The following is a 13,777-nucleotide window of genomic DNA, read 5'->3' as shown; positions in this document are numbered from 1 at the left end:
TCATGGAGACTCTTTCGGCGGGCGTCGGATCGCTATAACGGTATCGAGGCGGGCCAGTGGTGGCGCTTTATTGTCCCGCTGTAATACTCGCAGACTGACCCGCATCAACATTCCGTCTGCACTGGCTTTGAGTGTCTGTTCACAGGTCAGCGAGAGCCTGCCCTGGTCGCACTTGCGGGTTGTGAAACCAGGCCTGAGCCTTGCCATCATGCGTAATTCGGCCAGTTGGTTCTGCGCCTCCAGCAGCGCAATGGCGCGGTCGCGCAACACACCGTTGTTGAAGGTCATTACCCCGCTCAAGCGCACGGCCGCCGCCATTGCCACGGTGATGATCAACAGCGCCACCAACACTTCGATCAGGGTGAAGCCTTTCTCCTTGTGCGGTTGCAGCATGGGTGCCTCCTGGCAAATCCTCCTGCTCCATACAGGCAACAAAACGATAGCACCGGACCAACATCTGATTATTCATGAATGGCTCACCATAAGGTTTGAGCAGATTTATCGTGTCACGCCGTTGCGGCGTCTACACTGCGGGACAGATGAGGATCATCAAGGATATGGATATGGATATGGATGTCGCACGCGTCAAGCCTCGGTCTGGAGGCCGTCGCGGCCAGGACGGCTTTACCCTGATCGAAATCATGGTGGTGGTGGTTATTCTCGGCATTCTGGCCGCTGTTGTGGTGCCCAGGGTTCTTGATCGTCCGGACCAGGCGCGGGCTGCTGCTGCGCGACAGGATATCGCAGGGCTGATGCAGGCGCTCAAGCTCTATCGCCTCGACCACGGCACTTACCCCAATCAGGCTCAGAGCCTCAAAGCTCTGGTCGAGCGGCCGGTCAACGTCAACAAAAACAACTGGCGCGCCTATATCGAGCGGCTACCCGACGATCCGTGGGGGCGCCCCTATCATTATCTGAACCCCGGCGTTAATGGCGAGGTGGATCTTTTTTCTCTGGGTGCCGACGGTCAGCCCGATGGCGAGGGTGTCAATGCCGATATCGGCTCATGGCAGCTCTGAATATGGCGCTGAGCACTTACCCGTCAAGCGCAATCAGGCAAGGCGGCTCGGCAATTATCGGTGCCCTGCTGACCGTCGCGATTGTCGCGGTCATCGCTGCCGGTATGCTGACCCGTCAGAGCGTCATGATTCGCACGGTAGAAGCCGAGCAGTCGCGTATCCAGAACAGCGCAGCGCTGATGGCCGGGCTGGACGCAAGCCGCATGCTGTTGTGGGATTCACGTCGCAAGAGCCGGGCGACTCATCCTGGCCAGGCGTGGGCGCAGCCCCTAGGCCAGAGTCCATCCGATCGACCTGAAGAAGGTTTTCACGGACGACTGGAAGACCAGCAGGGCAAATTCAACCTGCGCAACCTGCTGCGCAATGGTCAGCTGGAAATCGGTCAACTGCGCAGTTTCGAACGCTTGTGTCAGATGATTTCCATCAGTGATGTTCTCTGCCAGAGCATCAGCCAGCGGGTGCTTGGCTCATACACACGTTTTTCGACTCCGGTAACAGGCACGGTCAGCGGGACATTCGCGAGCGGGCGGGAGACTTCTTCGGCGATGCGCAAGCCCATCCCGGCATCATCGGTGACACTGCGCAGCCTGGATGATCTGCAAGGGATGCAGGGTTTGAGCGATCAGGTACTGGAGCGGCTGAAACGCTACGTGTGCATTCTGCCAGCCAATACCTGGGTCAACAGCAATACAGCGAGTGCGGAGGTACTGGCAGCGGTGGTGCCCGGTTTGTCATTGCCCAGTGCGCAAACGGTGGTGGCCGAGCGCGACAAGGGACAGTGGTTTGCCTACCGTCTGGAAATCATCGCTCGCATGCAGGTGCCGACCCAGGCGGCTGACGGGCTTGAAATCGGTGTAGCAAGCGAGTGGTTTGTGTTCCGTGGCGAGGCGCGCAGAGATGGACGCCAGGCCCGCATGGAGGCCTTGCTGTATATGCGCGATGACAGCGTGCCTCGTGTTATCTGGTCACGGATCGGCGCATGAGCCGGTTGCGGATTGCCCTGCCTGCTCTGGAACAACTGAACCCGGAGACGCCACTGCTATTCGCCCGGCTGGACAGCCAGGGCAAGGTTGTTGAAAGCGGCCTGAGCAGTTTGCTGGACTTGAAGCAGGGCGGCGCACTGCAGTCGGTGGAAGCGTTTCTGCATCCGCTGGACAGTCTGCTGGCCCGGATCGAAACGCCGCCGCTGCCTGCGTCGCGGGTTAGAAGCGCTGCACTGTTAGCCGCCCAGGGACTGATACTGGGCGGCAGTGAGCTGATGCACATCGCCAGCAGCCCGCGCTATGCCGACGGGGCCGTTTATCTGGGCTGGTTACCGTCAACTGCGCTGGAACGTCTGAGCCGATTGCTGAGTCAGTCGCGTCTGTCATTGCGCGGCCTTTACCCTGCGCCCTATGGCCTGCCTGTGCCTGCACCGGGTCAAGTCAGTGTCGTGCTGCGGGATGAGCACTGGCTGCTACGTCACAGTGCTGGTCAAGGCAGCGTGCATCCGCGTCTGACCGAGACCCCTGATGTGCACCTGGCCAACGGCAGCGAGTTGCACCGGCTGGACGGCGAGGGCACGGCAGGCCCGGAAATATCGGCTGGCCTGCTCCTGGGCGGGCCGTCACCCGGCTGGAGCCTGCATGCAGGAACGGGAGCGGCGAAAGTCAAAACATCGGGCTGGACCGCAGCATGGGTCTGCTGCGGTTTGGCTGTCGGGGTATGGGCGCTGGGCTTGAATCTGTACGCCGCTCGCGAGGCTGCCCGAGGACAGCAACTCAAGACCGGTATGGTGCAGCGGGTCAGCCAGGCCTTTCCTCACTTGCCGGTCATTCTCAATCCTCTGCAACAGGCCCGGCAGCAGGTGGCGGCACTCGAAAGCGGTTCAGCCGCCGGCACCGACAGCGGATTCGAACAACTGGTAAAAAGCGCCGCTGAAGCTTTGCCGTTCCTGGCGGGTAGCGTGCAGCGCCTGACGTACTCGGATGGCCGCCTGCAGCTGCAACTGTTGCCCGATAACGCCCAGCCTTCTGTTGACGATACGTTGCAGCGTTCGCTGGCGCAGGTGGGTCTGGCAGCCAGTCGCGATCATCTCACCTGGACCCTGAGCCAGATGCCTGATCAAGCGGCCGATGCGCCCGGCGCTACGCTGGAGAGCGACGTTGAATAGCCGAGTGTGGCAGCCATACGCCGACCGCTGGCGGCGACTGAGTGGGCGTGTGCGTGTTGTCAGGGCCGGTCTGTCGATCAGGGAGACGCGTCTCCTGTCGATAGGCGCGCTGGTGTTGTGCTGCCTGGTGACGTGGCTACTGATGGTTCAGCCTGCACTGAAGAAAATCACGTATTGGCAGGCGCAAACCCCTGTGTTGAGCGCCCAGGCCGAGACGCTCGAAACATTGCTCAAGCAGGTGAGCGTGCCGCAGCGCCGAACAGGCCCGCAGGATCTGCAGCCAGCCTTGCAGCGCAGCCTTGAAGCCTTCGGGTTGTGGTCGTATTGCCAGCTTGAGCATGACGGTGAAGGGGCTGAGCGCAGTTGGCAACTGGCTTTCGATCACGCGCCAGCTGACGCAGTGATCGGTTGGCTGCTGGAGCAGCCGCAATTGTTTTCGTTACACATCAAGGACGCCAGCCTGCAACGTGCAGGCGAAGACGCTCAGGACCTGACAGGTCATCTGTCCGGGGTTGTTCGCATGGATCAGGCGCCGAGCGCAAAGGAAGCTTAATGAAGTGGAATGCCTTTACCTACACGTTGCCCTGTCGCAGCGTCGCACCGTTTTTCCTGCTGGCGCTGAGCGCGTGCAGCACCACATCGCCTGCGCCGCCTGAGCTGTTAGAGAGCGAGCTGGGTCAACCGTTGGCCAGAACCTTGCCCGCCAGCGACGCACATGATCGCCAGCGCGCGCAACCGGGCGTCGCGCCGGGACAGAAACACACGTTGTCGAACACCGCACGCGGCCATACGCCAGCCCACAAGACAGTGGCTGCGCACGGCGCGCTGGGTGACCAGCCCATACAATTGAATTTTGTCGAAGCCGATATTCAATCGGTCGTGCGGGCGTTGTCACGCTCCACAGGTCAGCAGTTTTTGCTGGACCCAAAAGTCACGGGCACGCTGACGCTGGTCAGCGAAGGGCCGGTGCCGGCCTCTCAGGCTTATGAAATGCTCTTGGCCGCGCTGCGCATGCAGGGTTTCAGTGTGGTGGATGTCGGCGGTGTGGCTCACGTCGTGCCTGAAGCCGATGCCAGACTGCTTGGCGGTCCTGTCTACAGTGCCGACAAACCTTCCGGGAACGGCATGCTGACCCGTACGTTTCGTTTGCAGTACGAAAATGCGGTCAATCTGATTCCGGTGCTGCGGCCTATCGTTTCGCCGAACAACCCGATCAACGCCTACCCCGGCAATAACACCATCGTCGTCACCGACTATGCCGATAACCTGACGCGAGTGGCGCAGATCATCGACGGTATCGACACGCCCAGTGCCATCGATACCGACGTGGTGACCGTGCACAACGGTATCGCGGTAGATATCGCCAGCATGGTCAGCGAATTGCTGGATACTCAGGGCGGCGACGCGACCCAGAAGATCAGCGTGATTGGCGACCCCCGCTCCAACGCCATCATTATCCGCGCCGGCAGCCCGGAGCGTACCGAGCTGGCGCGCAATCTGATCTACAAGCTGGACAACGCCCAGAGCAACCCGAGCAATCTGCATGTTGTGTACCTGCGCAATGCCCAGGCGGGAAAGCTGGCTCAGGCCTTGCGGGGCTTGCTGACCGGTGAAAGTGACAGCGGTGCCAGCGATACCACCCGGACGATGCTCAGCGGCATGGGCAGCACCGGTAACAAGAACGACGTGCAAGGCAACAGCAGCGCAGGCCCTGTCTCCGGGACTGTAGCCGGAAGCGGTTATGGCCAGAGTAGCGCGTCGCCTTCGGTTGCCACAGCCGGTAGTCAGCAAGCCGAACAGAACACCGCGTTCAGTGCAGCCGGGGTGACCATCCAGGCTGATTCGACCACCAACACCCTGTTGATTTCCGCTCCGGAGCCGCTGTATCGCAACTTGCGTGAAGTCATCGATCAACTGGATCAGCGCCGTGCTCAGGTGGTGATCGAAAGCCTGATTGTCGAGGTCAGCGAGGACGATGCGAACCAGTTCGGCGTGCAGTGGCAAACCGGCAACCTGAATGGTAGCGGCGGCTTTGGCGGAGTGAACCTTGGCGGCAGCGGTTTGAATACCAGTGGCAGCACCAGCATCGACGTACTTCCCCCTGGCTTGAATGTCGGCGTGGTGAGGGGCGCGGTGACCATTCCGGGCATTGGCGAGGTGCTGGATCTGAAGGTGCTCGCGCGCGCTCTGAAGAGCAAGGGTGGCAGCAATGTGCTGTCCACGCCCAACCTGCTGACGCTGGACAACGAGGCGGCCAGTATCTTCGTCGGCCAGACCATCCCGTTTGTCACCGGCAGTTATGTAACGGGCGGTGGCGGCACCAGCAACAATCCGTTCCAGACGGTTCAGCGGGAAGAAGTCGGCTTGAAACTGAATGTCAGGCCGCAGATTTCCGAAGGCGGTACGGTCAAGCTGGACATCTATCAGGAAGTCAGCAACGTCGATCAGCGCGCCTCGCTGGCGTCAGGCACCGTCACCAACAAGCGCGCCATCGATACCAGCATCCTGCTGGACGACGGGCAGATCATGGTGCTGGGCGGCCTGCTTCAGGACGGGTACAACCAGAGCGATGAAGCGGTGCCCTGGCTGTCGAGGATTCCGCTTCTCGGCGTACTGTTTCGAAACGAAGCGCGTTCGACCAGAAAAACCAATCTGATGGTCTTCCTGCGTCCCTACATCATTCGTGACAGCGGCACAGGGCGCAACATCACGCTGAACCGTTACGAATTCATGCGCCGCGCACAGGGTAATTTGCGTCCCGAGCGTAACTGGATGCTGCCGGACATGCAGGCGCCGCAGTTGCCCTCTGCGGCAAAGGCGATTCCTGACCTGCAGCCTGCTGCCGGTCAGATGCCGCGGGCGGTCATTCGCGCAGTGCCTGTGCCATGAGTGCGTTGCCTTATGCCTGGGCCAGGGCGCAACGCATTCTCTTGCGTGAGACTGACGAGGGGGCGCTGCTGATCGTTTGCGACGCTACTCCAGGCTGGGCAATCAATGAGGCCCGGCGGCAGTTCGGTCCGGCGCGTCTGGAACAGGTCGGCACGCATCAACTGGAGGGGCTTCTGGCCGCAGCCTACGCCGACACCGGCAGCGCGGCGGCGGTAGTGGGCGCTGCAGAAAACGAAGCTGACCTGAATCGGCTGATGCAGGATATCCCGGAAATCACCGACCTGCTGGATGCGCAGGACGGTGCCCCGGTGATCCGCATGATCAATGCATTATTGACCCAGGCAGCTCGCGACGAGGCCAGCGATATTCATATCGAACCCTATGAAAGCCATTCGGTGGTGCGCTATCGGGTCGATGGCAGCCTGCGTGATGTGGTATCGCCGCGCAAGGCGTTGCATGGCTCGCTGGTGTCACGGATCAAGATCATGGCCCAGCTGGATATCGCCGAAAAGCGCTTGCCTCAGGATGGTCGAATCGCCTTGCGGGTGGCCGGCCGGCCCATCGACATTCGCGTCTCGACCGTGCCTACCGGCCACGGTGAAAGGGTGGTAATGCGCCTGCTCGACAAGCAGGCCGGTCGTCTGCGCCTCGAAACCCTGGGCATGGCCCCTGATGTGCTGGCCAGACTCGACAACCTGATACGCCAGCCCCATGGCATTGTGCTGGTCACAGGGCCCACCGGCAGTGGCAAGACCACCAGTCTTTATGCCGCGTTGGCAAGGCTGGATGCCAGCACCAGCAATATCCTGACCGTGGAGGACCCGGTGGAATACGACCTGCCGGGTATCAGTCAGATTCAGGTCAACAGCAAAATCGACATGACTTTCGCCCTGGCATTGCGCGCCATTCTGCGTCAGGACCCGGACATCATCATGATCGGTGAAATCCGTGATCTGGAAACCGCCCAGATCGCGGTGCAGGCTTCACTGACCGGACATCTGGTGCTTGCCACCCTGCACACCAATGACTCGGTATCGGCGATCAACCGGCTTGTCGACATGGGCGTCGAACCCTTTCTCCTCGCGTCTTCTCTGCTTGGCGTACTGGCGCAGCGCCTGGTACGCCGTTTGTGCCCGCAGTGCAGACAACCCGACCCGACTGCGTCAGGCTGCTGGCGCCCGCAGGGGTGTGAGCGCTGTAGTGGTACCGGTTATAGCGGCCGCACCGGCATTCACGAGCTGTTCTGCATTGATGATGAGGTGCGCAGTCTGATCCATCGAGGTGCCGACATGCAGGCACTGAGGGCTGCGGCGCGCAATGCCGGCATGGTCAGCATGCGCGAGGATGGCCAGCGCTGGGTTCGCGATGGCACCACCGCTCCGGAAGAAATCATTCGTGTGACACGGGACGCTTGATGAGCCGCTATCACTATGAAGCTGCCGATGCGCAGGGCAGGATCGAATCCGGCCATCTGGACGCTGACAGTCAGGACGCTGTGATGGCTGATCTGCGCCAGCGGGGGCTGACTGCATTGCAGGTAAAGATCGACAGCCAGGCCAGCAGTCATGGGGCAGGGGGGCTCTTCAGTATGCGCCTCTCGGACGCTGACCTTGCTTCGGTGACCCGACAACTGGCAAGCCTGCTGAGTGCCGGGCTGCCGCTGGATGAAGCATTGGGGGCCACGGTCGAGCAGGCCGAACGCCAACACATTATTCAGACCCTGAGCGCGATACGCACCGATGTTCGCAGTGGCATGCGTCTGGCCGAAGCGCTGGCCGCCCGCCCCAGAGACTTTCCGGACATTTACCGGGCCTTGATCGGGGCGGGGGAGGAGTCCGGCGACCTGGCCCGGGTCATGGAGCGACTGGCCGATTACATAGAAGAGCGCAACGGCCTGAGAGGCAAGATTCTCACGGCGTTCATCTACCCCGGCGTAGTGGGGCTGGTCTCGATTGCCATCGTGATTTTTCTGCTGAGCTACGTAGTGCCCCAGATAGTCAGTGCGTTTTCTCAGGCGCGTCAGGACCTGCCCGGTTTGACACTGGCCATGCTGGCCGCCAGTGATTTCATCCGTGCCTGGGGTCTGGTGTGTCTGGGCGTATTGCTGGCGGCGTTGTGGGGCTGGCGAATCTGCCTGCGCAACCCGGCTACGCGCCTGAGATGGCACAGCCAGATCCTGCGCTTGCCCTTGATCGGTCGATTCGTGCTGGGGCTGAACACCGCACGCTTTGCATCGACCCTGGCGATTCTCGGTGCTGCCGGTGTGCCCTTGCTGCGGGCGCTGGACGCAGCGCGTCAGACCTTGTCCAACGATCGCCTCAGTCTGGCGGTGAACGAAGCCACGTCCAGGGTCCGTGAAGGCGTCAACCTGGCGGTGGCGCTGCGGATGGAAAAGGTCTTTCCGCCGCTGCTGATTCACCTGATTGCCAGCGGCGAAAAAACCGGGGCTTTGCCGCCGATGCTTGATCGTGCTGCGCAGACCCTTTCCCGCGATATCGAGCGCCGCGCCCTGGGCATGACTGCGCTGCTCGAACCTTTGATGATCGTGATTATGGGCGGCGTAGTGCTGGTGATCGTGATGGCTGTGATGTTGCCGATCATCGAGATCAATCAACTGGTCAACTGAGGGGCTCGATCCTGACGAAAGCAGTTTCATCGCCCGGCGATAACCTGCTCAATAAAAGACCCTCATCGAGAGGGTCTTTTATCGTCCTGTACAACCGGCGTATCAGATTTTGCCAGCGCCGGCCTTGGCCTTGACATCGGCCGCAACCTTGTCAGCCGCCAGAGGGGTGTAGCTGTACGGAGGGGTCCAGCCAATGCTGGTGCTCCAGGAACAGCTGATGACACTGCCGTTTACCAGCGACCCGCTATCACGGTAGACACTGCCGCCATAGTCGGCCGCAACCTTGCTGCAACCACTGATGCCGCTGATATCGAGCACATTGCGCTCAGAGAAGATTTTCGAACCTTTTCCGACGCCCTGGGCATACACAAACGGGTAGACCTTATGGCTGGTACTTCCAGTGTGGTAGTTGTTGTAAAGATGAACCTGACCAAATCGCACGCGCGGCCCGCGAGAGGAAATGTTCTCGAACAACGAGTTATGAATGGTCACCTTCAGTTTGCCGTCATCGGTTGTTTTACTGTCACTTGAACCGATCAGGTTATTCTTTTCGTGATTCCGGAATACGGAATACGAGATGGTGACATAGTTGGCGCCGTTCTTGACGTCCAGTGCGCCATCATGGTGTTGTTTTGGACGGCCATTGGCCGTGCCGTTCTGATCATCGGTACGACGGCCGTCGGTAAACGTCACATGATCGATCCATACATTACTGGCACCTTCGACCGTCAGACCGTCGTACTCCGAGTTCCAGTTACCGGCGCTGCCATCTTCCGGGTCCCAGACCGGTTCCGGGTCCCAGGGGTTTTCAATGGTCAGGTTGCGAATGATGACGTCGTTTTCCTTGGCGTAGAAAAACCCTTCCCTTATCTCGGCACTGCTGGAGGTGCCGACAATCGTGGTTTTGCCGGGGATGTCCAGGCGGGCGCGCTGCTTCATGTCAGAGGTTTTGGTGTACGGCTTGCCCTCGCTGACATCAATAACCCCCGTCACCTTGATAATCCGGCCGTTGCTGCCTGCCGACGCAGCCAGCGCGGCTTTCAGCTCGGCGGCGTTTTTCACCGTATAAATGTTATTCGCTGCTGCCCTTGAACCACCCTTGGTGCCACCGTTCTGCGTCGCCCAGCCGGTAGTGGCAACATCGGTGGCGATATCGGCGTGGGCAGACAGGCTGACAGACAATAGCGATACAAGAATGCCGCCCGTCAATGCGAGTGGCGTAAAACCATGAGGCTTCAACATATAATCTATTCCTTGATTAATGTGTGTACAACTTGCAGTCATTGCAACTGCGTGTCCCACAGCAAACATCCTGTTGCCAAGGCAGTAGCGCAAACAGAATGTTTGCTGTCGATTGAATATAGTCCTGAATCGGAAAGCGGCAGTGTTGCGTGTGTATTTTTTTGTAAAAGAGAACCAATGCCTTTTATTTTCTACACGCATCTAACGCGCAATAAGTACATAGCTATTGTTGCCGTGATGGTGGTGTAATTCATGCGCTGAATGCGTCTTCCGCAGCCCGTTATTCATTTAGTGAATAACAAGGCTGCGTGCGGCGCTCGTGAAGTAGTTGAACACTTAGTTCGTTAAATTGATCGGCCCCAGTATTCTCAGATAGAGATGCACGGTTGTCCCGTTTTCAGGTGCTGTTTCGACGCGTGCGCCTCCGCCTGCGTTCACCGCAAACTCCTGCACCTGAACAAGGCCCAGGCCGGCACCCGGTTCGGAGCGTCTGGTGGTGAAGAAGGGTTCGAATATCTGTTCCTTGAGATCGGCGGCCATGCCAGGGCCATTGTCGGCCACGCTGAGTACCAAATAATCGCCTTCCGGCAATCGTGGATCTTCCTTGACTGACTCCAGTCGAGTGGCGATATGTACCTTGCCAGACCCTGACATTGCATCACGGGCATTGGCCAGGAGGTTCAATACGGCGGCGTGCAACTGCGCTTCGGCGCACAGGACGCCCCAGCCCTGTGCGCTAAGGTCGAATGACAGTTCCAGATTGTCGCCTGCCGAGCGCAATAGCAGATCACGGGCGGCATCGATCCTTTCGCTGACATCGATGCAGATCAGTTCGGGGCCGTCCTGACGAACGCTGTCGAGTAAACGGGTGACCAGTTGTCGACCATGATCCACAGCCCGCAGGCCGGTGTCACTGAGCGTCTCGACATCGGTCGGGCGGCGTGAGCGCATGCGGACAAGTTGCAGGCTGGCGCTCAGCGCCTGGAGCAGGTTGTTGAAGTCGTGGGCGATACTCGCTGTGAGCATTCCCAGTGACGACACCCGCTGTGACTGGCGCAGGTTGCGTTCCACGGCCAGGCTTTGACTCTGCGCGCTTTCGAGCCCCAAAGCCAATTCTGCGGCATGGTGGTCGCGCTGCTGGGTAAGCAGGCGATATTGCATCAAGGCTGCGGTCTGGCGGGCCAGTGCCAGCAGGGCCAGACGTTGTTGTTCGGTCAGAACACGCGGCCAGATATCGATTATACATACAGTGCCGAGCGCATGGCCCGTATCGGTGCGAATCGGTGCGCCTGCATAAAACCGGATATAAGGAGGGCCCAGCACCAGGGGGCTCTCTTTGAAGCGAGGGTCGGTGGTGGCATCTTCTACGACCAGCACATCGGAAGGTTGCAGGATTGCATGTGCGCAGAAGGCCAGATCGCGATGGGTTTCCTTGACGTCCAGGCCGATGCAGGCCTTGAACCACTGGCGTTCCCGGTCAACCAGCGAGACCAGAGCGATGGGCGCGTCGCACAGCGTGGTAGCGAGCAGCACAATGTCGTCGAAGTCCTGCTCGGGAGCGCTGTCCAGTATCCTGAGATGCTCAAGAGACAGGACTCGTTCTTCTTCGTTGGCAGGAAGTGGCGCAGGGTGGTGGGTCATGGGCGCACCGCGATCAGATGAGATAAGGTCTTATGATGCCTATGATTTATACGGGGCAGCAAGGTACCCAGCGTATAAATGCGCGCGATCCGGCCGGATGCGTCAGGCTTCGGTTCTTTACCTGTCGCGAACGCTGAACCGTCCAGCGCGTCGACAGCCGTTACACGATAGCTCAACTGCACCCTCTTCGTTGCCGGCCTTGATCGGGTTCTCGCGTTTTGCCGTGAATGCTCATTGGCGGCTTGGGCAATGAACCCGGTCAGTTGGAATCGTGGGTTTAAAGAAGGTTTCATGTAGCGTTATTAGTAGGAGGCGTATAATAACTATAAAAGTATATTCGTAATAAGAAGTCTGCGGATGTTGGCAATGCGTGTCCGGCATCCGTAAGTAGTTTGCTTGTAACGTATTGTGCCCATAGTGTGCCTGTTATGTAATAAGCTGCCTGGCGATTTTTGCGTGGGCAAAGATCGTTGGTTAATCACTAACGTGTGTATTCTTCAGGAGCATTGCTGATGCCCGGCCCAAATGATTCAAGTCCTGCCGAACTTTTGCCCGAAGGGTCTCCCGACGACAGAGTCACCAGCCTGTTGTGGGGGCCGTTCTGGTTAGGCGATTCAACCGGTACTCATCTCACTTACAGCTTTCATACTGCCAACTCCGTCTATGCCACTGACTACAGTCGCTCTCAGGAGCCCAGCGATGCCTATTCACTGACCGATGCCCAGGCAGCGGCGGCAAGAAGTGCGTTGGGTGCATGGAGTGCAGTGGCAGACATCAAATTTACCGAGGTTCAGGACACCCCGGACAATGTCGGAGACATTCGTTTTGGCGGCTTCAAGAGTCTGCAAAGTACTGAGTATGGCCAGGCTTACGCGCCAGGCACACTGGGCCGGTCCGGTGATGTCTGGATCGGTCCGAAAGTCAATGCGGCTGATCCTGCCAAAGGCACGGATGATTACCTGACGTTCATGCATGAAACGGGTCATGCATTGGGTTTGAAGCATTCGTTTGAAGCCTCGCAATACAACGATGTTTTGCTCGATGCCAAGTTCGAAGATGCCCGTTACACCATCATGAGCTACACCAACAACTACAGTTTCAAACCCACCACGCCGATGTTGCTCGATGTGGCGGCCATGCAGTTTATATACGGTGCCAACACCAGCTATCACAGCGGTAATGACGTCTACAAATGGGCACCCGATCAGTCGGTGTTCGAGACGATTTGGGACGCTGGTGGCAAGGATACGATCGATGCCAGCAATCAGGCATCGTTTGTGAAGATCAACCTCAACGAGGGTGAGTTCAGCACCATCGGCAAGGCGTTCCTCGATTACAACCAGAACCCTGATGCCCCGACGCTGATGAACTCAGGGCTGGCGATTGCCTACGGTGCGCACATTGAAAACGCCATTGGCTCTGCTTTCAATGACACGCTGATCGGCAACAGCCTGGATAACGTGCTTGATGGTCGTGGCGGTCTGGACACCATGATTGGCGGTCTGGGTAACGACACCTACGTTATTGATCAGGCTGGTGAGCTCGCTTTGGTGCAAGAGAAGGCCAATGAGGGCATCGATACACTCAAGATCACCTATGACAATACATCGCCGGTTGCCACAGTGATCGACCTGAATGCCGGCCCACTGGCCAACTTTGAAAACGTCCACCTCAAAGGTGAGGGCGAGTTCACGTTGCTGGGCAATGATCGCAACAATACCCTGACCGGTAACGATGCGAACAATGTGCTGTTCGGCGGCGCGGGCAATGACAAGCTGGTTGGCGGTCTGGGCGCAGACATCATGACCGGCGGCAGCGGCGCTGACCGTTTTGTGTTCAATGACCTTGCAGAAATGGGCAAAGGCCAGGCCAGCGACGTGATTACCGACTTCAACAGCCAGCAGGGCGACAAGCTGAGCTTCCTGAAGATGGATGCCAACGTGGACACCAAAGCCCTTGATGCTTTCAGCTTCATTGGCAGCGGCGAGTTCACCGGCGCGGGCCAGCTGCGGTTCGCCGACCACGTGCTGTCCGGCAACGTCAATGGTGATTTGCATGCTGACTTTGAAATCCAGCTGGTCGGTGTAACCGAGTTCCATGCTCACGATCTGGCGGTTTGATCGCTGACTTGAAATACCGGTTTCAATGACAGGACTGCGCCACGGACAGGCGCCGTTCTATCTGCTTGCCCATCGCCTCCTTCTTTCT

General features: G+C 59.0%; 11 protein-coding genes. 8 read left to right on the top strand and 3 right to left on the bottom strand.

Features of this window, described 5'->3' with window-relative positions; genetic code table 11:
- Positions 1 to 393 carry a type II secretion system minor pseudopilin GspI gene (gene gspI, locus RYC17_RS01895; protein ID WP_058402216.1) on the bottom strand — a complete coding sequence of 131 codons (393 nt, stop codon included), beginning with the start codon at positions 391 to 393 and terminating at the stop codon, positions 1 to 3.
- Positions 394 to 569: 176 nt separating this feature from the next.
- Here gspI and gspG point away from each other — a divergent pair, with 176 nt between their 5' ends.
- The 7 genes from gspG to gspF are packed head-to-tail and all read left to right on the top strand — an operon-like array spanning position 570 to position 8,686.
- On the top strand, positions 570 to 1,019 hold the full coding sequence (gene gspG / locus RYC17_RS01890) for a type II secretion system major pseudopilin GspG (protein ID WP_058402363.1): 450 nt from the start codon (positions 570 to 572) through the stop codon (positions 1,017 to 1,019).
- Positions 1,007 to 2,002: a type II secretion system minor pseudopilin GspK gene (gspK, locus tag RYC17_RS01885; RefSeq protein WP_058402217.1), complete on the top strand. Its 996-nt coding sequence runs from the start codon at positions 1,007 to 1,009 to the stop codon at positions 2,000 to 2,002. The genes gspG and gspK overlap by 13 nt, the downstream gene beginning before the upstream one ends.
- Positions 1,999 to 3,171: a type II secretion system protein GspL gene (gene gspL / locus RYC17_RS01880; protein WP_058402218.1), complete on the top strand. Its 1,173-nt coding sequence runs from the start codon at positions 1,999 to 2,001 to the stop codon at positions 3,169 to 3,171. The genes gspK and gspL overlap by 4 nt, the downstream gene beginning before the upstream one ends.
- Positions 3,172 to 3,175: 4 nt before the next feature.
- Positions 3,176 to 3,724: a type II secretion system protein GspM gene (gene gspM, locus RYC17_RS01875; RefSeq protein ID WP_058402219.1), complete on the top strand. Its 549-nt coding sequence runs from the start codon at positions 3,176 to 3,178 to the stop codon at positions 3,722 to 3,724.
- Positions 3,724 to 6,060: a type II secretion system secretin GspD gene (gspD, locus tag RYC17_RS01870; RefSeq protein WP_058402220.1), complete on the top strand. Its 2,337-nt coding sequence runs from the start codon at positions 3,724 to 3,726 to the stop codon at positions 6,058 to 6,060. Before gspM ends, gspD begins: the two co-directional genes overlap by 1 nt.
- On the top strand, positions 6,057 to 7,475 hold the full coding sequence (gene gspE, locus RYC17_RS01865) for a type II secretion system ATPase GspE (protein ID WP_058408194.1): 1,419 nt from the start codon (positions 6,057 to 6,059) through the stop codon (positions 7,473 to 7,475). The genes gspD and gspE overlap by 4 nt, the downstream gene beginning before the upstream one ends.
- Complete coding sequence (gene gspF, locus RYC17_RS01860; RefSeq protein WP_058402222.1) at positions 7,475 to 8,686, top strand: type II secretion system inner membrane protein GspF; 1,212 nt, start codon at positions 7,475 to 7,477, stop codon at positions 8,684 to 8,686. Before gspE ends, gspF begins: the two co-directional genes overlap by 1 nt.
- A 102-nt stretch (positions 8,687 to 8,788) precedes the next feature.
- On the opposite strand, the gene RYC17_RS01855 is transcribed toward gspF, so the two are convergent.
- A complete protein-coding gene (locus RYC17_RS01855; protein WP_058402223.1) occupies positions 8,789 to 9,928 on the bottom strand; it encodes a polysaccharide lyase family 1 protein in 1,140 nt (379 codons plus the stop codon).
- A gap of 336 nt (positions 9,929 to 10,264) precedes the next feature.
- Positions 10,265 to 11,569, bottom strand: a complete 1,305-nt coding sequence (locus RYC17_RS01850; RefSeq protein WP_058402224.1) for a sensor histidine kinase — start codon at positions 11,567 to 11,569, stop codon at positions 10,265 to 10,267.
- Positions 11,570 to 12,081: 512 nt separating this feature from the next.
- Between RYC17_RS01850 and RYC17_RS01845 the strand changes: the two genes are divergently transcribed.
- The gene (locus tag RYC17_RS01845) at positions 12,082 to 13,689 is read left to right on the top strand and encodes a M10 family metallopeptidase (protein WP_058408193.1); all 1,608 of its coding nucleotides are present in this window, start codon (positions 12,082 to 12,084) and stop codon (positions 13,687 to 13,689) included.
- The last annotated feature ends 88 nt before the right edge of the window (positions 13,690 to 13,777 follow it).

Source organism: Pseudomonas syringae group sp. J248-6 (assembly GCF_032586995.1).
GTDB lineage: Bacteria > Pseudomonadota > Gammaproteobacteria > Pseudomonadales > Pseudomonadaceae > Aquipseudomonas > Aquipseudomonas amygdali.
This window is presented reverse-complemented; position numbering and strand designations above follow the sequence as displayed.